The organism is Microbulbifer sp. ABM4_008 (assembly GCF_056311705.1).
In genome coordinates this window covers 2,974,668-3,000,201 of sequence record NZ_CM149970.1, presented here as the reverse complement: position 1 = coordinate 3,000,201, position 25,534 = coordinate 2,974,668, and the positions used below count along the sequence as shown (strand labels likewise).

The window sequence follows — 25,534 nt, the reverse complement described above, 5'->3', positions numbered from 1 at the left end:
CTATTGCTCGCTTAAATTTCTATTGCCTAATTCTGCAAAATTCACGTTCGTGATGATGCCATCAGTATTGTAACTGAGAATCAATACTTTTTGATAAGAGACCGGTTGGAAAATAGCCTTATTGGTTTGGCTATACATATACACTTTGGCTTTCTCGGATTTATTGCTGATCAGTGGGTACTGATATTCGCCGGAGGGTTTGCCCAATAAATCCAGAGCTTCGAGAATACTGGTTTGGCCTTCGCTGATAAGTGGTACTTTTGACTCATCAAAATCGGTGGAATCTTCAGCGAGAGAGCTGACAAAATCCTGCCCAACTAATTTATCGTTATAAAAGTAGAAACCCTGGTTACGGGTGCCGCTAATATTTTCGCTAACCGCCTTTTTGCCAGTAGTGGGGTAAGCATAAGCGAGTGTTAAAATTTGTTGGTTGTTTTTTACAAACATGCCTTTTTCATAAGGCTTACCGAGCTTCTCTTTAATGGATTGCTCAGTATCCACGCCTAACGCTACCTCTTTTTCTCCCAGGGGTTTTGTGCCAATACCGGTACATCCAGATAGCACAAATAGGGAAAAAATAACCGTTACCAGTCCTTTCACTACAACCTCCTGCACTGTATCTTCCAGGTTCCCTGTGGCCTGAAATATTCGGCGCATCCTACAATTCGCATGTTTTAATTGCCAGTGATTTATAAAGATGATCGATGACCCGAGATTACACTGCTGTAGCATGAATTGAGTGGGTATAGAGAAGTGCACGAATTTAGGCATATCCTGCGCTTTTAGAAAATACAGCGTAGTGAATGACAGCAGAAGAAGAACTCAGTTCCTGATACTGCCCCCTCATTCCATTATTTTTTTAAATAAAATTGATAGGCATTTTTTACCAGGACATTTTCTGCTTGTGCTTCATCGAGGGTGTCGCGAATTAACAAAATATCTTCAGGTTTGAAGGGGCGAGGTGCCCTGGTAGAGGGAAGATCGGAGCCAAACATCAGGCAATGTGGGTTGGCCTGATAGAGGTCGACAATTGCCGCTGCGGGGTCGAAATCCAGGCGGCCAAAGCCGCTCGCTTTTACCTTTACCTCTTTTTCTGCCAGTTTGAGCAAGATGGGAAAACCCTGCTTGGTGATTCCCATGTGATCGATAGAGGCGGCTGGTAACGCGATCAATTTATTATAGAGAGGGGTCAATGCAGAGGCTTCAACGTATAGTTCGACATGCCAGCCTGCTAAGTCAAAAACTCGCCGGGCAAGGGTATCGATAAAACCGATCTGTTCCGAGCCACCCCGTACCAAATTAAAGCGTAGGGCTCTGACTCCATGTTTGTGGAGTGACAAAATGGTGTTATCGGGAGTGTCGGCGGATAGCTGTGTGACCCCAACATAGTTTTTGCCCAGCTTTTCCAGGGCATCAATAAGGTAGGTTTGATCCAGCTTCTGGAATGAGCCGGAAACTACAGCGCCCCCCACTAGCTGGTAGTTTTGTAACTTGAGTTGATAGTCGTCCACGGTAAATGTTGGCGGCAAATAGCCGTGATTTGGGAATAGGGGGAACTTGGGATTTATGATGTGGAAGTGACTATCAAATAGTCTCTGTTTTTGCTGTTCCATAGTCGGGTGCACCGTGCTCGCTTAGATTTCCTGGATGACTCTCACTCGATCTGCAAGAGCGCGCTGTGAGACGGGAATGTCCGGGGCGAATAGCTCCCAAGAGTGAATCACGCCAGGGCGAACGTGGAGCTCCGTGCTAACACCGGCATCAGTGAGTAATTGGGCGTATTGCATATCCTCATCGCGAAAAATATCTAGCTCGCCAACATCGATAAATGCTGGCGGTAGACCCTTGGCATCTTGCAGGCGGGCAGGGGCAGCATGAGGACTGACCGTAGGGCTGCCCACTTGGTTACCCAGGTAAGCGGTCCAGCCGGTGAGATTGTCTTCATAGGTCCAGATAATAAATGGCAATAACTCGGGATCGGGAGTAACCGTCCTATCGTCCAGCATTGGGTATAACAATATCTGCCGTGCCAGGGACGGGCCTTTTTTGTCGCGAGCGACAATTGTCAGGGCTGCAGCCAGACCCCCTCCGGCACTATCTCCCATGATGCCAATTCGCGTGGGGTCAATGGAGAGTTCCTGTGAGTGCTGTACCAGCCAAATGAATGCCCGATAGCAATCATCAATCGGTATAGGGTAGGGGAACTCCGGAGCCTTTCGGTAATTTACTGATAAAAATGGCACGCCGCTGGCAGCTACATATTTGGCGATGACCAAGTCGTACCGTGAGATATCGTGGCAGATGAGCCCACCGCCATGAATGTAGAGAATGGCGGAGCCTGGTTTGCTATTCTCCTTTTGGTACCAGCGTAACTGGATCTCCTCTTGGTCTGAACTCTTTAGGGTAAAGTCCCGAAAGGAAACATCTGATGGAAAACTGCGACCCTGAAATAGTGCTTGGGTGACCACGGCTCCATTCTTACGGCGAGTATTCACGTCCCCAATAGGCGCTTCTGCCAAGGTATCCAGCAAGTCGCCAAACTTGCCAAGGGCGCTTGAAAAGTCCGGGTCCAGGGAAAAGCTCATTGACGAGATCCTTATCGGAGTTCCTATCATCTAGTGGTCCATTGCTAGTGGACCTTTGCTAAATGTGGACCTTCGGCAGCGAAATGCCAGTACTTTTAGCTGGGTTCTGCGACACCGCTTTCAGCCACCAAGGTCTGAATAGATGTTGTCGAAGCTGACTGCACCTCTGATTTGTTCTCGCTGTACCGCTCGGTCAGATAGTTACCCTGGCCACGCAACAAAATGGTGGTTTTTACCAGCTCTTCCAGAACGTCAATCACCCGGTCCCGGAATGGGGAATCTTTGAGGTGCCCTTGTTCATCGAATTCCTGCCAGGCCTTGGCAATAGAGGATTGATTGGGAATCGTAAACATGCGCATCCAGCGGCCGAGAACCCTCAAATTGTTGACGGTATTGAATGACTGCGAGCCACCGGAAATCTGCATGACCGCCAGGGTTTTTCCCTGGGTTGCCCGGCTTGCAGATTGGTCCAGTGGTAGCCAGTCGATCTGATTCTTGAAAACAGCCGAGACATTTCCGTGTATTTCCGGGCTAACCCACACTTGCCCCTGGCTCCAGGCAGACCACTCGCGCAGTTGCTGCACCTTGGGGTGATCCTGGCTGGTGCCGTCGTAAAGAGGGAGGCCGACAGGGTCAAACAAGCGAACCTCAGCACCAAAATGCTGCAATATTTCAACAACCTGGTTGGCCAATAGACGCGAAAAGGAGTTGGGTCTCAGGGATCCGTACAACACCAGAATCCTGGTAGGGTCACCATTGGGAGGGGAGTCCACCAGGCGATTAAGAATATTGATGGGGGTGTGGTTCGGTAGCATCATGAGTTACCTCAAAATTTCTATATTTCTATAATAATCGAAATATAAGGCAAAGCAAAGGTACATCAGTCTCAGTCGGGCCTTTCTGAATCCGCTTGGAACCGGCTAGTCGAATAACGGGTTCACAGGGAGTCAAAATACTGAGCCAGCATCGAGACTTAGGCTTCCTTTAGTTTCTCCAACACTGGAGGAGATAGCGCAAACGGAAAGAGAGTCCAGTAGAGGTTACTCCCAATTATTAGAGGGAGTGGGTACGTTTAAATGCCTCCCAGATGGACTACTTCAATATTGAATCCCTCTGATTGGCAAGGTTCTTCAAAGTACTTATTAACTTGTTTGAAGGTCTCAGGGGTATCAAAGGCGGCTCGTTCCGGATGTGATTTTTGCCTTTGGGCAATTTGTTGTAAACATAATTTATCATCGGCTTTAAGATAGATTAATTGATGGGGAAAGAGGTTATCCAGAAATATCTCTTTGAACCAAGATCTTTGTTTTCTTGTATTGCCGGGAAAATCCAGTACTACCGAGATGCCACTCCTTAAGATATCCTGAGTATGTGACTTGATCATTGGTTTTAATCTTGCAGAATACTCTATGTAAGTGGAGAGTGAGGAAATCTCATGGGGATATAAATTAGACAGCCACTCATCTTCGGAAATAAGAATAGCTCCTGTAGTTTGTGCTATCTCCGCAGCTTTTGTACTTTTTCCTGCGCCCATCTTTCCACAAAATAAAAAGAGCATTCCGTTTTCTTTCACAGTTCTTCCCATTAATCTGATTAGAGAAAATTTCGACCATGGGAAAATAATGCCTGAAACTTTATACTTGGTAAATAGTGGTAAAGAGAGCTCATGAAGTGGCGATTTAGCTAAGCATCAGGGAAATACCAGAATTGCGGTGGCCGAATATGCTTGAGGGCATCTAGATGGCTAGTATTTAAGACGTGGGAATCTTTACTGCCATAGATACTTATATTCAGCCCAAAGGTGAGCCTGATATAGGTATTTCGTTTCTATGCAACAAGATACCGATTAACTGCGGCATTTGACAAACACCATTGAGTTTAACCAACTTTGATCGGCATCAAAATCTTTTATCAGGGGGGCTTCAGTAACGCCTGTAAATTTTCTTAACCCATGAGAAATCATATAGCTTGGTATATAGGATGGCGGCTTTGCGGCTGTCAAATAGTTACAAACTTCCAGCTTCCTTGCGCCGCCCTGATCAAGAGAGTTAATGCTGGCGAATAGTTTTTTTCGATCTCCCTCAGGCATCGAATTAAATTTTTTATTGAAAATCACTCTTAATACATTGTGCCCGGTTTTGTCGCTAACCCTCTGTGTGTCGAAATAAGCAAAGGCACTGGCAACCATTAACAGCTCAGCTGCCTCATCAAATTTGGATTGTTCGGTACATGTTTTGGCGGCAGCAGTAATATCTGTCGGTGTATGGGTAGATAGTACTGATGTGGCACTGATACATCCGAGAGGCGAAGTGGCTTGACTATCCTTACTGACATAGTTGTTGGCTTGCGCGCCTAAAACAAATGCGGCGAGCAGAAGAGCAAGAATTGGAGGCAGGATTTTGCTCATGATTCGAATTTCCTTTCCTTAGTGCCTCCTTAATCATAGACGCCGAAGTGCCAGTATCATCTCAACCACCTGAGAAATTTATTAGCCAGTTAGTGTAGATTTTAGTGGGATTTGTTTAAAAATCTGAATTGGAGATGTCTAGGGCTAATCTCCTGCCAATGGGGGAAGAAGTGTGCTTTCATGCCGTTGAAGTACAGGAGACTTCAGTTAAAGCGTGCCGCTTGCAATTCTCTGGTGCTAAGCGGCACCTAGTAGCCATCAGCTCTTACAGAGTTGGATTTGTCGCAATTGCTATTAAGTTAGTTGAGAAATTACTCTGTGTTAGGTTGTGATTCTTGAGAAGCTTGGAATAGTGATTTTATCAGATTCTTGGTGATTTCTTTTTGGTGTTCAGCTCTCAGGTTCTTCATGTACGCAGACTCGTCGGGAACAACTATTTCAGGCAGTATTTCTTTCACTGCTGAGTCGCCATTCCATTCTACGGTCGCTCTGCTGTCGAAGCTGGTTCTGAACTTTATATATTTATCCTTATCGACAAATACATAGCTATTTGAGAAGTATTCAGCATCGTTTCTGTTGGTAAGTGTGAAAGATGACTTTTTTCCAGAATATAGCTTTTCACCGATTTTAAAACTGAAGTTTTCAATAGTCTCTGGCGATCTTGACTTGTAATGCCCTTGCTCTATAGCAAAGTCAACTTCATCTATAATATCGCCCATTTCAATGGAGATGATTTCATCTGTATTTTCCCATGTGATACTATCGATAGGGTATACATAGACATTGATAATATCGGTAGGATACTGCTTATTATCGTACTTTAGGGCAATTCCCAGCATGGGTTCATCGAAGGTGCTGCTTTCGGTGAGTACAAAGTTATCTGTTTCTTCTGGGGTGATCAGGTCTTGCTGATAATTGCTTGCATTTTGCGGTCGCATAGATCCACATGAGGCGATAAGAATACTACTCAGTATGATAAGTGCCTTGCTTTTCATTCTCTCTCCTTGATAAGGCTGCTTTCTTGGGGCGGAAATTATAAGTTTCTATTTGTTCTATGAATGTAATATTTCAATAAGCCTACCACTCCTTGGGTGCTCAATTCATTGTTTGGTAAGTATAAATATCTAAGTTGTATTCTTCTTATATCTGAATCCGGCTTAGCTTTAAATCAACTCTACGCTTTAAGGAGAAGATTTCTTGTCGTCTATTTTTTTATCGATGTTAGCTGATGAGTGTGATGCTGACTCTTTTAAGGTTTGTCCCAATTATATTTTGAAACTATCAATAATCTGAAAAGATGAATTAGATGCCCAAACTCTGCTCCTAAACCAGAAGATTTAACGTGCGTGATATTACTTCCAAGGTTGTGATTGAACCCTAAATACTGGAGGGACATTTGGTCTGTCATTTATGTTGGCCCTGTTACAAATGGGCAGATATTTACATAACTGCCTTAAGCTCGTAACTGATTGGTCATGCTCTGTAGCTACTATTTGCGCCCCCCGCTAGCGGGTAGTTTTATGAATGTTTAATTCGGAGATGGATGTTTGTCAGTACTGAAAAGTGCGCAAATTATGAAAATGTAAAGTAGGGTAAATGACTAAAATTGACCAGTCAGTACTGTTGTAATTTAGCGGTTCACGACAGGCGTGTACGCTTGTTCCAATTAGTCAATTCAACTGAGGGGAAATACTTACTGGGATTTTTATTTTAGCGGTAACTATCAAGATACTTATCAGGAAAAGAATAATGCATAAAACAATTGGTTTGGTATCAAGTTTGCTTTTGAGTTTTTCGATGTCTGTTGTCGGCGAAATTGATGCTAGCGATGATAAAGTGAAGCGCCTGGATTTACAGGGGCAGATTGATACAAAGGCTCCCTTATCAAAGACCTTGTGGGCGGGAGCGCATAATGCCTATGCATCCTATCAGTGGGATCAGGGTGTATATACCGATGTAAACCAGTGGTACGCGCCGGAGAAATTATTCAGTCGGGGAATACGTCTGGCCGAATATGATACTTACCCTGCTTCCAATTTCAGCTCAACACCGCACCTGTGTCATATGGGCCTGGAAGAGGCCACTATGTGTATTTATATGTTTGGCACAGCTGCAACGCTGGGGGATGGGCTGGATGAGATTAAGGATTTTCTTGAAGATAATAACGATGAAGTCATATTCCTAAAGTTTGAGGCTTACGATTCTGATTACCACCAGAACTTCCGCAATAAGATTGGTGAGAAAATTGAAAGCAGGTTGGGGGATCTGGTATTTAAGCCTACCGACTGGGGCTATACAGAAGATGATTGCGCCTCCCTGCCGGCGCAAACACTGACTAAACAGGATGTGTTGGATGCGGGACGCAACGTTATCCTATTTATTCAGGTGCCCAGAGAGTATCCGCACACTGGTGATAACAATCTGTGTGATTACCATGACGAGTCAAACACATCGAAATTCAGACGTAATGTCTGGATCGGTGTGGATGAAATGGATGCATCTGGAAACCTCACTTCTAATGAGCCACTTGCACAAAATTCCAGCCAGCTAACAGCAGATATCGATGGTAATGCCAGCGCAACCAGCCACTACAACAATGGGAATCTAAGTGTCGCCCTGGATGCAACAACGGAATATAGCAAGGATGACATCAAGTATTCCGGCAGTGAGATCCTGGAGAAAGCAGTATCTGGGTATAACATGCTTGAGTTGGCGCTGGTGGAGGCCAATGCGACCACTATAGGTGCTTCTAAAGCTCCCCAGATTGAAGATTTTACGTGGTCTTGGCGGAATGACTCTCCCAGTGGCAACAATAGTTGCGCCTGGTTAAGTAATGACGGAGAAATTCGTGACTATAGCTGTAGTACGGAGCGAGTGTTTGCCTGTGTGGACGATGAGCGAAACTGGCACATCAGCAGTGCATCGGGAACCTGGAGTGAAGGTTACTCCGCCTGTGAAGCTGATGGCTACCGCTATGGAATGCCTTATAACGCTTTGGAAAATGCCGCGCTCTATGCCAAGAGGAATTCAGAAGGTGTAACTACCTCGGTTTGGGTGAATTACTACGAACCATTTGGTGGGTTCTGGATCGCCAACCAAGATAGTTACTCGGATTTTGGCTACATCAAAAAAGATGCCGTCGGTGGTACCGGAGGCGATGCGTTTGATTCAATCGACCTGGTAAAACGTAAACTGCTCGGCAGCGGTACTATGAATCTGAAATCTGTCCAGATTCGTTCTGGTGGACGAGTTGATGGTTTGAAAGCTTGCTATGAATTTAAGCAGTCCCTAAGCCATGCCGCAGCCAGTGATCATGAATACTGTATTGAATATGGTGATGGAGATGGGGGCTCGATGGGGAGTGTACTGAGTTTCAACTCCGCCAGCAGCGAGTATTTGGATGACGTTAAAATTTGTGTCGACGATGAAAAGCATGATACGGGTAGTGTTTACTACCTTAAATTGACGTCGAGCAATGGCTCATCTATTTCCGGGGGGACTCAGCAGGGGACTTGTACAACTTATTCTTCCACTTCATCCCAGCAAATTTTTGCTTTCCACGGGCGCCACGGTGATGAAATCGATGCTTTGGGCGTGCACAAGTTGTCCAACAGCTTGGTAAATCCAGGGTACTACGCAACCGAGTGGCTGGACCTGGATGATCCCTCCTCAGGTGGCATTGATTATGAGAGCTTTAACGAACACAAGTCAGCGGGAAACATCAGCAATAGCTGTGCTGTCAGTGATGTTGCTGGTATTGAGGCAAGGGTTGTTGATACGAAGTTGGATTATTCCTTAACCGGCGAAAGCATGCATATAGGCGATATCGGCACTAATTACCGCTTCTTTTGTGCAACAGAGGATTGTAGTGACTACGAAGTAAAGTATTTCTTCTCTAACGCAGCCTGCCTACCTTAACGACTCACAATATCCCGGCGGTGAATATGCTGCCGGGATTCCTCTTACTACTCGCTCACTAAAGGAAGCTCTCTCGGCTGAATACGGGGATTTCGCCTATAGTCGAACTCAAGCAATGTGCGGTATCAATCGGCAGAGCGAAGCCCATGAAATATGACGAGATACATGAGGATCATGCTGATCCCCTGATCAACCAATTACATCGAGCAATAAAATATGCCGTTAAATTTCTCGCCATTCTTATGGTGTTGGTCATATTCTGGACCATTGCAGATGTCGTCTATGTGCTTTATGAAAGGCTTATGGAGACGCCATTCCTATTGCTGGATATGGAAGATATCCTCGAGACTTTTGGGGCCTTTCTCGCCGTTCTTATTGCCATTGAAATTTTCACCAATATCCGACTCTACCTGGGTACAAATGTGATACCGGTGCAATTGGTATTAGCTACAGCCTTAATGGCTGTAGCTCGGAAGGTTATTGTGCTCGACTTGAAATTTGTTAATGCAGAGCAAATAGTCGGTATTGCTCTGGTGACTATCGCCCTGGGAGTTTCCTACTGGCTGGTGAGGGAAAAAAGTAATAAACCTGGTTAGTATTTTTGACCTTTGCCCTTGATAACATTCAGCTTAAGACTTTATTTTATTATTTATACGGCTGGCTAAAATAGAATGATATCGATACCTGTATAAATAGCTACTTATAGAATTAGCCCAAACTAGGAGAGTCGGGCATTTGGTTGAGTGCCAAATCCACGATAAATCTTATTAATGAATAGAATTTTCTGCTTCAACCGAACGAGGTGGTTGCAGGTTGTTACTGCGAAAGGTAACTGCACTAATCCTTGCTTCTGGCCAATGGGGACTAGCGCCATTAGTACATTGTCTGGAAATTAGCAAATCTCAACCTGGATACTTGTTCATCGCGATATGTTTAATATGCCAAAAATCCGTGAGTTTCTTAGCATCTTAAAGCTCTGGCAAAAATGAACAATACCAAGTGCCAGACCAGAGGAAATCATAACAGCGGCCATTAACTTTTCGGGACCAATCGACTCGCCAGTTAACAACCAACTAAAAAAGAGTCCAAAAACGGGACAGAGTAAACCTAAAGGTGCAACAGTAGACAGTGGGTACTTAACGATTAACCGGTTCCAGAACCAGTATCCAAGCAGAGTGGTTGGGTAGGCCTGAAACAATATGGAGAAAATTAACCTTCCACTAAGGTTGTTTTGTATTTCATAAAATACAGTCGCACCATTTTGAATATAGGTAGCAGCAAACAGTGGTAGCGGTGCAAAAAATAGTCCCCAGACAATAAAGCTAAATACATGCTGTGTGCCACTGGCTTTTACAATGAGCCCACTGATGCTCCAGCTGGTAGCCGCTATTAAGATAAGTGCAATACTGATAAGGGGCACAGTGCCATCTTCAACCATCAAACTTAGCATCAGCCCTCCCAAGGCAAGTAGAGCCCCAAGAGCTTTCTGCGGGATGATCTTTTCTTTCAGGAATACCCAGCCGAATAGTAAGCTAATCGCAACATTCACTTGCAAAAGAAGTGAGGCCATACCCGCAGAGAGTCCGCTAGAGATTGCCCAGGTGGCCATCCCCCAAACCCCACAGCCAAAAGCCAGGCTGTAGGCCAGAATGTACTTCCAGCTGACTGTCGGTCTGGAAACGAAAAGCACTGCCGGAAAGGCTGCCAAAGAAAAGCGCAAAGCCACCAGAAGGAGTGGGTCCAGATGTTCCGTTCCCATCTGGATAACGATGAAGTTGAAGCCCCACATTGCCATTAGTAACACACCAAGTGATAAATCCGAATACCGCATCAGCCCCTCCAATTTGTCTCGGGGCTAACTATCCAGGAAATGAAAAAAGGTATACAGATGCAATTTTTGTATAAAATAGGTATACAGTTTGGGTGGAGACGGAATCGGGGAGGGGAAAGGTGCGGTATAAAGAGCTTGCCGAACGCTGTATAGAGGATATTCAGTCAGGGAGAATACCAAGCGGTCATAAACTACCGTCCCTCAGGCGGTTCGCTGCACAAAACGAAGTGAGCCTGACAACAGCCCAAAGCACCTACTACTTGCTGGAGGAGCTCGGCTGGGCGAAGGTTCGACCGCAATCTGGATTCTTTGCCTCAGTTCCTCCCAGCAGTAACCCGCCTCCCATAATGCCCGCATTCACCTGCCGAACAACAGATCCAGTAAATCACGATTGCTATTTCCGTGGGTTGGGAACAGGGCCATTGGGTGTTGCGTCTTTATCTCCAGAGCTATTGCCGTTAGATTCCCTGGAGCGCAGTATGCGGCGGGCAACCCGAGAGGCTGGCGCCAGGATGCATGGCTATCCGGTTTCCTCTGGGGAGCCGCTTTTGCGCAGTGCGCTTAGCGCACACTTTGCCAGCTATGATTTGCATTTCTCTGCCAATGAATTAGTAGTGACGAATGGTTGTATGGATGCCGTCCGCACGGCGATTGCCATTACGACTAAGCCCGGTGAAGCGGTTGCGATCAGTTCTCCTTGTTACAACGGTCTTCTTAATCTGTTGGCTTTGATGGGGCGAAAAGTTGTTGAGATACCGACTGTTGAAAACGGCTTAGACCTTGCACAGCTAGAGCGCTATATGCAGCAGGGATTGGTCCAAGCGGGTCTTTTTAGTAGCAGTCATATGAATCCTACGGGCGTGTCCCTGAGCTCGGAGCAGAAAGAGAACCTGGCCGCACTGGCTGGTAAATATCGGGTTCCAATTGTCGAGGATGATGTGTATTTGGAACTCGGATTTCAAAGAAGTCTGCCCATGCCCGTGCGCTACTGGGACCGGAGCGGGTATGTGCTTTGGTGTGGCTCTATCTCCAAGACATTGAGCGCAGGCTATCGCCTGGGGTGGTGCTTACCAGGAAGGTATCGAAAACAATATGAACGCTATCGATTTACCGAAAGTTTCGGTGTGAACTTGCCCGTCCAATTAGCGGTAGCCGATTTCATCGGTACTACTCAATACTCCCGTCATGTGCAGGGGCTCAAGCAAAAGCTTGCCTTCCAGGTCGCATCCTATCGCAACTACTTAAGTTCAAACTTGCCCGATGAATCGCGCATCAGTGATCCCCATGGAGGAATGGTGATTTGGTTGCAGATCCCAGGGTTGGATAGCCGGAGTCTTTGCCGTATGGCTTCCGAAGAAAATATAGCCTTGTTGGGCGGTGCAGATTTTAGCACGCTTGATCTCTACGGTGATTGTGTGCGGGTGAATTGTGGTTGGCCGCTTGAAGGTAAAGATAGAGGGAAGGCTGAGGCCGGATTTCAGTTGGAACGTTTTATCGAGTTAACTCACTTATGCCGATAATTAATATTATTCAGATATTCACAACCTTGGAAGAAGGTACCTGAACTTTCATATCGTTACACTGCTTTTGATAGTTTTTTTTCCTCTGCTAGAATCCGCGTCCCTTTTAGGATGATTGTTCACGGAGGACATCTAATGAAAACTCTTGCCACTTTTACAGCAGCGATTGCTATTGCCGGTGCGGTTCCCGCTCAAGCAGAACAGACTTTTGAACTGCCTAAGTTCAGTCAGTGTTCTGTAGCGGCTTCTGCAAGTAATACTAATGATCGCGAGGTTTATCGCATCTTTTCAGACTTCTATTATGAAATAGAAGACTCTCGAGAGTATGCAGTTAAGGCTGTACAAAACTGGGCTGAAAGCTTTGCAGAAGGCTGTGCTGGGGAGACAAGTCAAGTCAGCCTGGATATGGTTCAGTGTGATAATTTTATTGGCGGTGCACCAGTTTGCAGAATAGAAAGTGATGAAGGTGATTACGTCATTGTGAAAGACTATGTTGATTCAACCAACGTAGTACTCTCTCAACATGATCAACAGAATTGGCCAGGAATACACTCCTCGAATGATCAGGAAACGCTGTGGATGGCCAGGCCTGAACTCTGCTATAGCGAGCTTCTGGAAGGGGGTATTGATTCCCAAGCATATTACCTGGATGCCTATAACTATCGCTACTTTGGTGATTACCGCTATGTATTGGCAAGGAGCAGCCGCGATTTAGTGCAAACTCTTGACAGACAATACAGTCAGTGTGAATACGATACTTCGGGAATTGAAGCCTACAAAATGCAGTGTTCTGAGACTTCCCAGGGGACGAAGGTGTGCGCAACTGCACATACTGGAGCCGGCTATTTCGTATTCGTGAGTGACGATCATCACGGTATGCACGTTATTTTCAACCGCTGGGACTGATTACACTATTAGTCCACTTCTAAAGCGCCTCCCTGTAAAGGGAGGCACCTGATAGCGAACCCTAATTAGCTTGCTCTATACAGTGCGCAAAGCTTATTGCCAGCAGGGTCTCGTAAGTAGGCGAGGTAGATTGGGCCTACGGCGCTATCCCGTACGCCTGGGGGTTCTTCGCAGCTGGTACCACCGTTGGCAATACCTGCAGCATGCCAGGCATCAACCTCTTCAGAACTGTTTACTGTAAAGCCAATAGTGCTGCCGTTGCCATGGCTTGCGGGCTCCCCATTGATGGGTTTGGTGATGGCAAAAATACCGTTGTCATTAAAATAGAAGCAGCGGCCACGATCATCAATAGTGCCGGGTTTGTAACCCAATATTCCAAAAGTGGAATCGTAAAATACCTTTGATTCCTCGATATCATTGGCCCCGACCATAATATGACTAAACATTGATGTCACCTTAAATTAATTTTAGGGTAGTTGTGCGTGAAAGATTGTATACCAATACTATTAAACATCAATGAATAATCATTCACTCAATGCCTAATAGAATTGTTCGTATATCCGTTACTTCCAGGCTGTACCTCTCAGGGTGTGTGGACTGGTGCAGCTTTCTATCTGTTGGGGTTTATATATGAGATGCCTCACAGATATATTAAATATTGTGCGATTCAATGATCATTAATGCTTATTTTAAATTCTATTGTTGATAATAATGTGGTGACTAATTCGGGTGATATCGGATTTCTTATCGATATTTTTTTGCTTGACTGACTGGTGTTTGTTTTTTGTTCTGTTTGATAGGTTTTATTTCCTGGTTTGGTTTATTTTTATTGTGGTATATAGGTTGATAGTGTGAATTTTAAGGGGGTAAAATTCTGGAGGTTTGATTTGATAAAAAATAATAAATGGTTTTCGCTTAAAGGTTTACTTTGGGTGTAAATTGCGCCAATTATTTCATTGAAAAATTTAATTTTATGGTCAGGTTAAGCTGTCGGCCGTATTTTTTAGGGATAAAAAATGAAGCGTCGAGATCTATTGAAGGCTGCAGGTGTAATGTCTGCATCACCGCTTATGGGAGTGGCATCAGCTAGGGCTGGAACAAGTAATGCTTTGGATGACTCTAGTTTCCCAGAGTCAATAATGGTTGGTAATCTATCAGATTCCTCCGGAGTACTCAGTGTAATACAGGGAATCTTACCTGATGATGTTATCGGCCATCTTCTTATGGCTGAGGGTATTCCACTGGCGTCCAACCATCTTACACCTAATGGAAAGGGGGCTTTGACCCGGCTCGACTTTACTGGGCGGAGCAATAAAAGTGAAGTTCCCTATACCCGAAAAATGATACGCACCGCGTCTGCGATAATGCAGGAGCAGGATTTAGCAGGTTTCGATAAATTTAATTTGTTGGGTGGAACAATATACTCAAGCCCGAATCTGGGATTCATGAATTACTGCAATACAGCCCCCAACTACATGGGAGATAACCGTTTTGCAATGAGTTATGAAGGGGGTATGCCCTATGAGTTTGATGCTACAACTCTGGAGATGGTAACCCCTATTGGAGAAATGGATGAATGGAAATCGAGCTTACCCCCGCTACTTGAAAATCTAACCCCGGAAAAGTGGCTATTTCCACAGGTCCGGACTACCGGTCACCCTTTCTTTGATCTGGAAACAGGTAACTGTATCACCATCAACTATGGAGGAAATATCGGTGATTCTGGTAGCTCAGGATTTATTCGCTTAATCCGTTGGGATCGAGAGGGTGCATTTGAAAGCTGGAATATTCGGGATCGTCAGGGTAACAACGCCTATATTGCTGCAAGCTCACACTCCCTTGGGGTAACGCGAAACCATATCATTGTCTTTGAAACTGCAGCGAGGGTTGAGTCTACCCGAATTATTGGAACACGAATTGTTCTGCCTCAAGAACACAGGACCCGGTGTTGGGTTATTCGGAAGGCCGACATGGTGCCGGGTACTGAAACTATTATCGCAGATTACCTGGAGCTTGGCTTTGATACGTCGGACATTGTCTGCAACTACGATGACAATGCGGATGAGATTACCCTGTATGGCCAATATATGGGGGCAATGGATAAATCTGAACAGTTATTCCGCTTTGAAATCCTGCAGAAGGGAGGTTTGGTACCCAAGTGGTTGTCCGGATACCCTGCGGCACCGCTGGATGTTGGAGGTTTGGTACGTGCCCGGATTCGAGTTAACTCAAATTCAGCTTTTGAGATAAAAGAAGACTACCGGGTTATTCGGGATGATGCGCTTTCCTGGGATATGAATGATCCTGCTTACCGTGGGCACTTCCAGTTCCCTGAAACCTTTGAGCACCTTTATTGGGCTGCTGTGGGTTACAGGCCTGACCATATATCTATGCGGGTTTCCTGGGCATATCGCGATTATCCTGAGCGCCACTACAGCTATTGGAATATGCCTGAAGAAAGTCGTCCCTCTGCTTTGATTCATATGGACTGCGTCAATATGAAAATTGCGGATGCCTTTCAGTTCCCAGAAGATTGCGTAATGCGTACACCGCAATTTATGGCCCGCCCGGGTTCCACGGCCCAGAACGACGGTTATGTGATTGCAGCAGTTGTACGCAAATATCCAACGACATCCGATTCCAATGGTAAAGAGTTTTGGGTTTTTGATGCGGCACGTCTCAGTGGTGGGCCAATTTGTATCCTAGCTAACCGATCACTGGAATTTGCAACCACGAATCATGCATTGTGGGTGCCATCCATTGGTCGTCGCCCTTTATCAGCCTACCGGTCAAATTATGCTGATTTTCTTCGCAGTAAAGCGCCTGATCACAGCAGTAATGTTCGGGACATTATCGATGGGGAGCTGCTTCCCCGTTTTGGTTGATTTATCCAGTCTACGTTAATGCAATAAAGGGAGTTTAGGTATGTGTGCAGAAATAATAACCAATTCCAAACATTTATTGAGGTGGTGTAGAAAAGCTCTTTGTATAGCAGGCGTTTTCATGGCTGCTACAAGTGTTGCAGAACAGCTACCGCCGCCAATTGAAGTGCCTGAGGTATTAAAAAACTACCAGGATACTCAGGATTGTTTTCCTGGTGTTATCCATGATCCGACCAGTATTGATGAAGTTCAGCAGATAGTACGTGATGCAGCGGATCAAGGCCGTAAAGTGATGACAGGGAGTCGCCGATTCAATAGTCAGATTGATGCGGCCTGTGCAGGTAATGGAGAGGTGCAAATCACTCTGGAAAATATGGATCAGGTCGTTAGCCTGGACAAAGATAACCTGTTGGTTACTGTCCAGGCCGGTATGAGATTCCGGGATTTGACCGCCTATCTTCGAGAGCATGAACTAAGTGTGCCGATGGTGACAGAGCTGGCCATATTCACGATAGGCGGTATGCTGGGAAGCGGTACACACGGTTCAACTTTTACACAAAAAAGCAGCATGATCTCTGATTATGTCACCGAATTGAAGTTGGTTGATGGCAATGGGGACTTACGAGTAATCAATGGTGAGATGCTCAATGCCGCCAGGGTAAACCTAGGTGTTTTAGGCGTAGTTGTTGAAGTGACCATAGAGGTTGAGCCTGGCTATAAAGTACAAGCAAAAGTAAAGGGGTATCACAGCGATGATGAGCTGGAGGATGTTGTTCTTGATTTGGCTCGAGATAATCATTCAGCTAATGTTGCCTGGTTCCCGGGATTAGGGCGCTATACCGTAACAACTTACAACAAGGTACCTTTGTCGACTAAGGGTAATGCCTACAATGCCCAGGCAGATGTATCAGACTTTTCCGAATATTTATTCGGACTGATATTTGATAGCCTTCATGAAGCCGATAGTGCCGCATTGCAGTGTTTTGCAGCTTCTCTTCGCCATACTGCTCGTTCCAGCTCCTATTTCAGGGATGTTGATTCAGGCTTGAAAAAGTTTATTAAGCCCACTGGACATGCGGACCTGATGCAACATTTCGTATGTAAAGAGCCAGACAAATGTGTCTGGGATAACCTTCCAATTGCACTTCAGGAAGTTGCGATTCCATTTGAAGAATTACCCAACTGGATTGCGGATGTCCGCCAGATTATTGCAAATAGTGAAAAAACCTGTTTTCCGCTGAATGGTATTTATTTCCGTTTTGGCAAGGCTTCCGATAGCTATTTAGGGATGACAGCAGGCCGTGACACAGCGTTTGTAGGGATTGAATATACCCTTCGTCAACGAGGTGAAGCTGTGCCAAAGAACTACTTTGTCAATTTGGAAATTGAGCAGATGTCTCTCCGGAAGTATGGAGCCAGACCACATTGGGGTAAGAATTCAGTCGCTATTTTTGAGGACATGGCTGAGCGTTTCCCCAAGTGGTCCCAGTTTATGGATGTTAAAGAAGAGTTGGACCCAAACAATATATTTTCCAACCCCTTTTGGAATCGGATAAGTGGAGATGATCCTTTGGAAAACTATTTAACTCCTGGCTGCAATCCCGATGGTCAGTGCTATTGTCAAACAGATGAACACTGTGAGGAGGGTGCTAGCTGCCAAGCGGGAGTTTGGTATTCAGACGCAAGGATTTGTAAAGCTGACTAGAGCACTTTGGGGGGGGGATAATTCCACCCCCTGCGTTTAATTGGTAGTGAATAGCAATAAGAGGCTTTTAACTGCTGAGCGGGAAAGAATACTCGAGAGACTAAGCCTACAATCGGTTTTCATGCCTTATAGGTATTCTTTCCCTGCTCTTTATTATTAAGTTACAGGTTGCTGGTCACAGCAATTAGCAATGCTTTCTCTCACAAGTTGGCAAAAGTGTGCAGGATCTTCCAGAGGCAGCATATGATTTGCTGAGCTTACCTTTTGTGGATGAGTATCTGGAATCAATGTACCTGCCGCAAGCGATACAGTTCTAAATAGCTGGCGAGTATTGCTGCCGTAGGCCACGGAAACTGGAATAGATATGCCTGAAAGACTAGTTGGGTTCAGTGCGGGTTGTTCAGTTTGATTTAGCTGCAGAGGTAGGGTGTAGGCATTATCCAGCTGCTGTACACGATATTTAAGGGGCTGCTGAGAGAAGTAGCCTGCTTGATTCCCAGAGCCGTCGATTAGTAGTTTAACGGCAGTATCCAGTTCACCCTCAGCTGTTGTTTTAAAAATTTCTGCAAACATAGATTCAGCATCTCGGCGATACTCTTCCATGTCATTGTTTTCAATGTATCCCGGATATCCAGGCTCATAAAGGTACAGACTTTTGATTAATTTAGGTGCCTTTATGGCAGCATTTAAGCTCACATCGGCACCATAGGACCATCCTACTAGGTGGACAGGACCTATATCTAGTGCCTCAATCAGCCCTACTAGGTCTGCTGCATGGGTATCAATTCCAAAGGGGCCTTCTGAAGGGTTACCCGGGTTACCGAAATGCCTTTGGGTGAATGAAATCGCTCTAAATTCACTTGATAGAATTTTGCAGTGTTCTTGCCACATACGAGCATCGGCCAGTGCACCATGTACAAAAACAATGGGTTCTCCCTGTCCCTCCTGGGAATAAGAGATAGAGTGGTTGTTTACAGTGATAGAGTCTTTTGGATTTCCGTCCATGGGGCTAGCTTCCTGGGAGCCACTTTTTAGCGCTTATCATAGTCTATAGGAGCTTTATGCTTAACATTTTCTAGTTCAGTTGTTAGGAGAGAGAGACAGCTGCCCTAATGGCTCTCTTATGAGAGTAAACCGATAGGTCTCCTAAGGGTAATCAACGAGCTTTTCGGGTATAGTTGATTTTTTTTGACGCAGCAGGTAGATGTATATGGAATCGCTGATAAAGGACCGCTTGAAATTACTGGAAGTAGAGCGAAATATTGAAATTATCTATGCCTGTGAGTCAGGAAGCCGCGCATGGGGATTTGAATCCCCTGATAGTGACTGGGATGTAAGGTTTATCTACAAACGTAATATTCAGCAATATCTCACTATAGGTACTCCCAGAGATGTTGTTGAGGTTCCATTTGATAAGAAACTTGGCGATGAACTGGACTTGGTCGGCTGGGATATCAAGAAGACTTTAACTTTAATGAGGGCAAGTAACCCCACTTTAATCGAGTGGCTATTTTCGCCAAAGGTCTATTTTAGAAATGAAGATATTTTGGAGTCATTGCAGGATTTGGCTTTAAAATGTTGGCAGCCGCGAGCATTAGCTCATCACTATATCAGTATGGGGTTTAATAATTATTCCAGGTTTATTCGCGAGGATGACCGAGGCTTTAATGAGATTAAGGTCAAGAAGTTACTTTATGTACTGCGTTCACTGCTTAATGCCCTGTATATAAAAGAGTTTACAAAAATTCCTCCTGTGGACTTTAGTCATATGTATAACGAGTTGTTGCCTTCCTCAGGAAGTGAGTGGCTTCTGGATATTCTTTCCAGTTTGATTGTGAAAAAGAAGGAGCTTGAAGAGGGCGATTTGATAGCCGTTGATGGCAAACTGGATGGCTGGATACAAGCAAATCTGGATAGATCTGGTGCCAACTCTATAGAGGAAAGGCCAAAGTTGGATCTTCCAGAATTTGACAGGCTTTTTCGTAAAGTGCTGGGCGTATAGCCTTTTAAATCGGGCGGATTGGAATTGTGTGCATAGGCGGTGCGCATAGGGTTTGGCGAGTAGCGGGAAGAGCAGTTGTGGGGATTAGCCTGAATTAACAGGTAACTATATAGCCACCTGTTACCTTGTGATAACGTTATATCTCACCTAATTTCGAAAGGGATTCCCGATGAATATGTGTACGAAAGTGCTACTACTGGCTGCCTTATTCGCTCTGGGTGGCTGTGCTTCATATACTACTCCTGGAGGCTCGGTACATCTGAGTGAACTGGCGGATGCCGATATCAATGAATTGATGTCTAAAGAGCCAGCAACGCCATTCCCTGCAAATATCTCGATTGCCCGAGTTCAGGCACCAGGGTACCAATCATACCGGCTCAATAGCTTTGGCACAGGTCGCTACAGTGTTGTTACGACTCGGGAGGTGGAGACTGAGGGAGATTTTCTTCGTTTATCGCAGCTACCGGCAGTATCCAATGTAGCGCCGCTTAATAAAATCCTTCTGCCGACCAATCTAGACTCAGTACGGTCACTTCGGGAGGCTTCGGCGCGGCTAAAAGCTGATATTTTGCTGGTGTATACTTTTGATACTTCTTTTCATGCCGGTGAGCAGAAATTTGCACCACTCAATGTTATCTCCCTGGGTTTTTTAAAGAATAAGGAGGTAAAGGTAACAACCACAGTCTCGGCAGCATTTTTTGATGTCCGCACCGAGTATCTGTTCGGTATTTCTGAAGCCACAGCAACAGACAGTACGAGTGCTAGTGTTTGGAGTACCTCGGATGCGGTTGATGATTTACGAGTTGCGACAGAGAAAGCCGCGTTTCAGGACTTACTGCCAGAAATTGAGAAGACCTGGGCGGGTATTCTAGCTCAGTACGCGAATTTTACCTTGGAGTGAATGGCTTGCTTCACTGCTGAACAAGGTTAAACCGAGTGTTAGAGAGCCCAATGGGCTCTCGTAATAATCTTACTCGTCTGGTTTAAACTCAAGAATATCGCCAGGCTGACACTCAAGTGCTTCACAGATTGCCGCCAAAGTATCAAACCTTACTCCTTTCACTTTGCCGCGCTTCAATAGGGATAAGTTGGCTTCGGTGATTCCAATCTGAGCCGCCAGTGATTTCGAGCTGACTTTACGTTTAGCCAGCATAACGTCCAAATTGACAATAATTGCCATGCTAAACAAACTCTTTGTTTTCTTGGTCAATTTGTTTTGCGGCGCGCAAGATATAAAGAATGCTCACCAAAACAAATAGAGTAAATATCCTGCCTATATCAAACTCAATGAGCAAAGTAAGCTCATTGCCGTGCAAGTGGGATAGGTAGCTAATCCATATTGACTCCATCACCCGCAATGGAATAAAAACTCCATACAGCCATATCAACCACAGGTAGCAGCGATCACTTTCCCGCCCAAAAAAGTCACCTTTTGCATACTGGCCAAAAAGCCGCCATAACCAGTAAGTAAATAACCCAAAAAGTAAAAAGAATGGTAGTTGGCCAAGCAGGAGTAGAGGTCTGTACCTGCTCGCCTCTGCCCACATTTCCTGGAACAGAAGATTGCTGCTATTGAACAGATTCTTGTCGAAAAGGAAAAAGTTGATAAGCAGCCAACAGGCTGCGGCCAAACTGACTATTAATACACTCCAGCGCAGACGAGTGCCTAATACCTGAATCTTCTGGCTCACCAGGTTTGCTCCATTGGAAAGAGTCGACATTATAGTGCAATAAGAGATTTATCTAAAGCAGCTATAAATTATTGCTTTACAATAATTTATAGCTGCTTTACAGTATTTCCAATAGTCGACACTGACAGCTAACAAGGAGTTAAAGCATATGAAGTTGCACATTCGTAACAGTTCAATAAAGAAGGCTATCTGCAGTTTGAGTCTTGCGATTGCATTTAGCGGTTGCAGTATGAATGCTTCCCAGGAAGAGGGGGCGACAAAAGTTAACGAGCAGGAGTTGATTTCTGTCGAGAGCCTCTTTAATGAGTCTGCTATCAAGGACGTTAATCTGTCATCAGATGGACAATGGTTAGCCTGGCTTCAGCAGCATAATGGAGCGCCAAATATATATGTGATGTCGGCTGATGGGGCAAGCAAAGATGCATTTGCGCTAACAGAGTTTGTAGATGGTGTTGATGCTTTTTTCTGGGATAAGCATCGGCTTGGGTTATTCGTTTTAAAAGATGTGGATGGGAATGAGCAACACCAGGTTTATCGATTGGACCTGAATGTTGAAGGCAAAAGCTTAAACTTGATTGGCACCGAAAAATTAACCCCAAACGATTCTGCAAATTACATGGTTTTAGGGCAATCTTCGGAAAATCAGGATTCACTGACACTGATAGCCAATCATGATGACCCGAAGAATATGAATTTTTATGAGCTCAATGTTGAGACGGGTGAATTAACATTTTTGATGGAAAATACTCATCGATTTTATGATGTTTTAATTGATGATGAAGGAGTTCCGGTTGCTGGTGTGCGACCCAACCCTGATACGTCAAAAGAACTATTTGTTCGCAAAGGCGGCTCCTGGGAAGGTGTACTAAAGACGGAACCGGGGGAAATACTATCTCTGTCGAGCTATAATTCAGAAATTGGCAGTCTATTTTTTGAATCAAGTTTTGGTAGGGCAGATACCTCTGGGGTAAAACAGTTAGATTTAACTTCAGGAAAAATAGTAGCCATTCACCAAGATCCTAATCAACGGTCAGATGTGTATAAAACCCTGTTTAATAAGGAGGGTGAGCTCCAGCTGGTTTCTTATTATTATGGTTATCGAGAAGATTATCCTGTTGATGAGAGTTTCCAAAAGCACTGGCAAAATATCACCAGTAACTTTAGTCGTCGGGTGGAAATAGACGTTGTTTCCATGGATGAAGAAACTGGAGTTTGGTTGTTAGAGATCGCCAGCGATATCGATCCTGGTGCATTTTATAGATATCAGCAGTCAGACCAATCACTGGTACGTTTAATTGACAAAGATTCACAGTTGGACCCTAAATTTTTGTCAGAAAAACGTTCAATAACCTATACCGCGCGTGATGGTATTACTATTCAGGCATATCTCACTTTACCCAAAGGGAAGAGCAAGCAATTGCCGTTGGTTGTTCTGCCTCATGGCGGTCCTTGGGCCAGGGATTACTGGAAGCTCAGCGATGGATTTATGACGCGCCTAGCGCAGTTTTTAGTGAATCGCGGTTATGCGGTCTTGCAGCCAAACTTCCGTGCCTCCACAGGTTTTGGTGAGACTTTTATCGCTCTGGGTAATCGCGAGTGGGGAACAGGTGCGATGCAGCATGACTTGACCGATGGAGTAGAGTTCTTGATTGAGCAGGGAATTGCTGACAGCGATAGAGTAGCAATCATGGGGGGCTCATATGGAGGTTATGCGGCTTTGTCAGGACTAACATTTACGCCTGATACATATACCGCAGCAGTATCGTTTGTTGGTCCCTCTAGCTTGATTACTTTGCTTGAATCGTTTCCGGAGTATTATCGCCCCTTTATCTCCAATTGGTTTAAAGCGGTTGGAGATCCTTTGATTGAGAGTGATCGGGAGGAAATGCAATCTCGATCTCCGTTGAACTATACCGATCGAATCAAGGCACCTTTACTGCTGGTTCAAGGGGCTAATGATCCTCGTGTTACCCAGGTAGAGTCTGATCAAATCGCCAAAAAAATGTATGAAAACGGGTTGGATGTTGAGTATATCTTGGCAAAAGATGAAGGGCATGGATTTAGCAAGCGCATCAACAAGTTGGCACTTTTAATAAAAACAGAAGACTTCCTGGCAGAACACTTAGGTGGGGAGGTGAGTCCATTGGTGTCGGATCAAGTTGCTACGCATCTGGCTGGTCTTGAAGTTGATATCTCAAGCTTATCTGAGAAGTAATTTTTATAGATAATTAATGGGGCGGGTCGCTAATAAAGTTCCAATTAATTGGCTTAAGTAACCCGCACAATTTTGCGACGGTTAAAGGCAAGGTTGAATCGACGCCTGCAAGAATGCAGGCGTCAAAAGGGGCTCAGCCTTGGCTTTCCAGCAATTGACCCAGTGGTAATTTTTTTAGTAAGAAAGAAGGTTAAATCATTGAGCGGACCATGGAGGTTAAGTAAGGGACCTGCCCTTTACAGAATATGACCAAATAGATACCGTAGGGACCTGGGCTGCCGGAACTGACAGGCAATTAGAGAGAAGGAAAGAATTGAGCTTTCATGTTATGTAACCTGTGTACCTAGTCGGGCATCGTGGAGTGCGGGCCTACCCCAATTACGAGACAATATTGAGCAAGGGATAAGAATGAATAAAGTAGCCGCATTAATAATACTGTCTTTGTTAGGCTCTTTCTCTATTGCTGAAGAAAGAATTATTGCTGTTGAAGGCTCGGGAGTGGTCGAGGCTGTGCCTGATCTTATTCGTATTGGGTACAACGTATTCAGTCTGAGTAAGAACGATCCATCTGAAGCCAAGGCAGAAGTTGATGAGATTTCATCGTTGTCAGTGCAATCACTGTTAAAACTTGGTATTGCCGAAAAAGACATAACATCCTCTTCACTGAATATCGAAACAGCTGAAGATTATAATGATAATGGAAATGCCTTTATCATAGGTCATTTGGTGCGTAGGGATATTGATATCGTCATTCGAGATGTCAGCCTTTACGGTGAGGTAATCCAAGCCCTGGTAGATAGTCATGTATCAGAAATAGATAGCATAAAACCAGATGTATCTAACTATGAAGAGTTAAAACGAGAGGCTTTGGCTAATGCGGCTCAATCAGCAAAATCTAACGCTGAGTTCTTGGCCAAGCAGTTTGGGGCTGAATTAGATAAGGTGCACCAAATAGGCAAGCAGAATATACGTCGCCAGTACAGCCTCGAAGAAGTCGTAGTAACTGGCAGCAAAAGACGTGCCTCAAATATAAAAAGCACACAGTACGAGTTCAAGCCAGGCAATGTAAAAGTATCATCGGAGATTTACGTCGAGTTTCAGCTCAAGTAAAACTCTCGAGAAGGACTGCCGTACTGGTAGTCCTTGTGGTGCCCTTTCGAGAGGGGGCATAAAGCTAAGATAACGCGCCTTAAACTGTTATCTTTTCTCAATAGCTTGAGATGGTAGCTTTATGACCGTGAAGTAATCAACAAAAGGCAGTTGCAGTTGATTCGATTAGCAGAAAGTTAATTTTGGCTTTCCAGCAATTGATCCAGCGGCAACTCAGTGCGGTACCGCACCTGCTTCAAAGAGAAGCTGCTTTTAATATGATCGATTCCTGGGAGCTCAGTGAGTTTTTTGTCCAGGAATTCCTGATAGGCCTGCAAATTGGGTACAACAACTCGCAGCAGGTAGTCGAAATCACCGGTCATCAGGTAGCACTCCATCACTTCCGGCCATTGGCCGATAACCGATTCGAAGTCCTGCAGCTCTTTTTTCACTTGGTGGTTAAGAGTAACCTGGATAAATACACTTACCGGCAACCCAACCTTTTCCGGTTCAAGCAGGGTAACTGCGCGTTTTATAAACCCTTGCTCGTTTAGATTTTTAACCCGCCGTGAACAGGGGGAGGGTGAGAGGCAGACTTTTTCTGCAAGCTCAATATTTGGAATGGTGGCATCCTGTTGAAGGATTTCCAGAATTTTTTTGTCGATGGCATCCAGTAAATAGGCCATGGTTATATTCCGTATCTCATCTCTCTGAACGTACGCCGGTATCGCCGGCTGCTAATCATCAACCTGCCAGTGAATCTTTGCTTCCCAGCGTTCTCCG

General features: G+C 44.9%; 23 protein-coding genes. 10 read left to right on the top strand and 13 right to left on the bottom strand.

Annotation, left to right across the window (positions count from 1 at the left end; translation table 11 throughout):
- The 7 genes from ACYX4J_RS12800 to ACYX4J_RS12770 all read right to left on the bottom strand — a co-directional run bounded on the left by ACYX4J_RS12800 (position 1) and on the right by ACYX4J_RS12770 (position 5,987).
- Positions 1-657 (bottom strand): hypothetical protein, encoded by a 657-nt coding sequence (locus ACYX4J_RS12800; protein ID WP_413665296.1) that lies wholly within the window; start codon positions 655-657, stop codon positions 1-3.
- A 194-nt stretch (positions 658-851) separates the two neighbouring features.
- On the bottom strand, positions 852-1,613 hold the full coding sequence (locus ACYX4J_RS12795) for an amidohydrolase family protein (protein WP_476176761.1): 762 nt from the start codon (positions 1,611-1,613) through the stop codon (positions 852-854).
- Positions 1,614-1,634: 21 nt separating this feature from the next.
- Entirely contained in the window at positions 1,635-2,585 is a 951-nt protein-coding gene (locus ACYX4J_RS12790; protein ID WP_476176760.1) for an alpha/beta hydrolase, read from the bottom strand.
- Positions 2,586-2,680: 95 nt separating this feature from the next.
- Positions 2,681-3,403 (bottom strand): arsenical resistance protein ArsH, encoded by a 723-nt coding sequence (arsH, locus tag ACYX4J_RS12785; RefSeq protein WP_476176759.1) that lies wholly within the window; start codon positions 3,401-3,403, stop codon positions 2,681-2,683.
- A gap of 254 nt (positions 3,404-3,657) precedes the next feature.
- Entirely contained in the window at positions 3,658-4,158 is a 501-nt protein-coding gene (locus ACYX4J_RS12780; protein ID WP_444905653.1) for a P-loop nucleotide/nucleoside kinase family protein, read from the bottom strand.
- A gap of 273 nt (positions 4,159-4,431) precedes the next feature.
- A complete protein-coding gene (locus tag ACYX4J_RS12775) occupies positions 4,432-4,992 on the bottom strand; it encodes a hypothetical protein (protein ID WP_444905652.1) in 561 nt (186 codons plus the stop codon).
- Positions 4,993-5,303: 311 nt separating this feature from the next.
- Positions 5,304-5,987: a hypothetical protein gene (locus tag ACYX4J_RS12770; protein ID WP_444896816.1), complete on the bottom strand. Its 684-nt coding sequence runs from the start codon at positions 5,985-5,987 to the stop codon at positions 5,304-5,306.
- Positions 5,988-6,741: 754 nt separating this feature from the next.
- Between ACYX4J_RS12770 and ACYX4J_RS12765 the strand changes: the two genes are divergently transcribed.
- Both ACYX4J_RS12765 and ACYX4J_RS12760 read left to right on the top strand, forming a co-directional pair.
- Positions 6,742-8,910, top strand: coding sequence for a jacalin-like lectin (locus tag ACYX4J_RS12765; protein WP_445358605.1), 2,169 nt, complete (start codon positions 6,742-6,744; stop codon positions 8,908-8,910).
- Between the two features lie 146 nt (positions 8,911-9,056).
- Positions 9,057-9,506 carry a phosphate-starvation-inducible PsiE family protein gene (locus ACYX4J_RS12760; protein WP_413665304.1) on the top strand — a complete coding sequence of 150 codons (450 nt, stop codon included), beginning with the start codon at positions 9,057-9,059 and terminating at the stop codon, positions 9,504-9,506.
- A 323-nt stretch (positions 9,507-9,829) separates the two neighbouring features.
- Here the strand turns inward: ACYX4J_RS12760 and ACYX4J_RS12755 are convergent, their stop codons facing one another.
- Positions 9,830-10,741 (bottom strand): EamA family transporter, encoded by a 912-nt coding sequence (locus ACYX4J_RS12755; RefSeq protein WP_476176758.1) that lies wholly within the window; start codon positions 10,739-10,741, stop codon positions 9,830-9,832.
- 119 nt (positions 10,742-10,860) lie between these two features.
- On the opposite strand from ACYX4J_RS12755, the gene ACYX4J_RS12750 reads away from it, so the two are divergent.
- Together ACYX4J_RS12750 and ACYX4J_RS12745 are read left to right on the top strand one after the other, a co-directional pair.
- The gene (locus tag ACYX4J_RS12750; RefSeq protein ID WP_444905647.1) at positions 10,861-12,261 is read left to right on the top strand and encodes an aminotransferase-like domain-containing protein; all 1,401 of its coding nucleotides are present in this window, start codon (positions 10,861-10,863) and stop codon (positions 12,259-12,261) included.
- 135 nt (positions 12,262-12,396) lie between these two features.
- Entirely contained in the window at positions 12,397-13,167 is a 771-nt protein-coding gene (locus ACYX4J_RS12745) for a hypothetical protein (RefSeq protein ID WP_444905646.1), read from the top strand.
- A 65-nt stretch (positions 13,168-13,232) separates the two neighbouring features.
- Here ACYX4J_RS12745 and ACYX4J_RS12740 read toward each other — a convergent pair whose 3' ends face one another.
- Positions 13,233-13,613, bottom strand: a complete 381-nt coding sequence (locus ACYX4J_RS12740) for a VOC family protein (protein WP_413665310.1) — start codon at positions 13,611-13,613, stop codon at positions 13,233-13,235.
- Between the two features lie 570 nt (positions 13,614-14,183).
- On the opposite strand from ACYX4J_RS12740, the gene ACYX4J_RS12735 reads away from it, so the two are divergent.
- Together ACYX4J_RS12735 and ACYX4J_RS12730 are read left to right on the top strand one after the other, a co-directional pair.
- Positions 14,184-16,052: a carotenoid oxygenase family protein gene (locus ACYX4J_RS12735; RefSeq protein WP_476176757.1), complete on the top strand. Its 1,869-nt coding sequence runs from the start codon at positions 14,184-14,186 to the stop codon at positions 16,050-16,052.
- A gap of 118 nt (positions 16,053-16,170) precedes the next feature.
- The gene (locus ACYX4J_RS12730; protein WP_444905644.1) at positions 16,171-17,754 is read left to right on the top strand and encodes a D-arabinono-1,4-lactone oxidase; all 1,584 of its coding nucleotides are present in this window, start codon (positions 16,171-16,173) and stop codon (positions 17,752-17,754) included.
- A 156-nt stretch (positions 17,755-17,910) separates the two neighbouring features.
- Here the strand turns inward: ACYX4J_RS12730 and ACYX4J_RS12725 are convergent, their stop codons facing one another.
- On the bottom strand, positions 17,911-18,759 hold the full coding sequence (locus tag ACYX4J_RS12725; protein ID WP_444905643.1) for an alpha/beta fold hydrolase: 849 nt from the start codon (positions 18,757-18,759) through the stop codon (positions 17,911-17,913).
- A 205-nt stretch (positions 18,760-18,964) separates the two neighbouring features.
- Here ACYX4J_RS12725 and ACYX4J_RS12720 point away from each other — a divergent pair, with 205 nt between their 5' ends.
- Both ACYX4J_RS12720 and ACYX4J_RS12715 read left to right on the top strand, forming a co-directional pair.
- Positions 18,965-19,756 carry a nucleotidyltransferase domain-containing protein gene (locus ACYX4J_RS12720; RefSeq protein ID WP_476176756.1) on the top strand — a complete coding sequence of 264 codons (792 nt, stop codon included), beginning with the start codon at positions 18,965-18,967 and terminating at the stop codon, positions 19,754-19,756.
- 169 nt (positions 19,757-19,925) lie between these two features.
- Positions 19,926-20,657: a hypothetical protein gene (locus ACYX4J_RS12715; protein ID WP_476176755.1), complete on the top strand. Its 732-nt coding sequence runs from the start codon at positions 19,926-19,928 to the stop codon at positions 20,655-20,657.
- Between the two features lie 69 nt (positions 20,658-20,726).
- Here the strand turns inward: ACYX4J_RS12715 and ACYX4J_RS12710 are convergent, their stop codons facing one another.
- Positions 20,727-20,936: a helix-turn-helix domain-containing protein gene (locus ACYX4J_RS12710; protein WP_445358598.1), complete on the bottom strand. Its 210-nt coding sequence runs from the start codon at positions 20,934-20,936 to the stop codon at positions 20,727-20,729.
- A 1-nt stretch (position 20,937) separates the two neighbouring features.
- The gene (locus tag ACYX4J_RS12705) at positions 20,938-21,447 is read right to left on the bottom strand and encodes a DUF2975 domain-containing protein (protein ID WP_445358597.1); all 510 of its coding nucleotides are present in this window, start codon (positions 21,445-21,447) and stop codon (positions 20,938-20,940) included.
- Positions 21,448-21,595: 148 nt separating this feature from the next.
- Here ACYX4J_RS12705 and ACYX4J_RS12700 point away from each other — a divergent pair, with 148 nt between their 5' ends.
- Together ACYX4J_RS12700 and ACYX4J_RS12695 are read left to right on the top strand one after the other, a co-directional pair.
- Positions 21,596-23,662, top strand: coding sequence for a S9 family peptidase (locus ACYX4J_RS12700; RefSeq protein WP_476176754.1), 2,067 nt, complete (start codon positions 21,596-21,598; stop codon positions 23,660-23,662).
- Positions 23,663-24,070: 408 nt separating this feature from the next.
- Positions 24,071-24,772 (top strand): SIMPL domain-containing protein, encoded by a 702-nt coding sequence (locus tag ACYX4J_RS12695; RefSeq protein WP_445358595.1) that lies wholly within the window; start codon positions 24,071-24,073, stop codon positions 24,770-24,772.
- 176 nt (positions 24,773-24,948) lie between these two features.
- Here ACYX4J_RS12695 and ACYX4J_RS12690 read toward each other — a convergent pair whose 3' ends face one another.
- Positions 24,949-25,437 carry an Lrp/AsnC family transcriptional regulator gene (locus tag ACYX4J_RS12690; RefSeq protein ID WP_282933267.1) on the bottom strand — a complete coding sequence of 163 codons (489 nt, stop codon included), beginning with the start codon at positions 25,435-25,437 and terminating at the stop codon, positions 24,949-24,951.
- Positions 25,438-25,534: the final 97 nt, after the last annotated feature.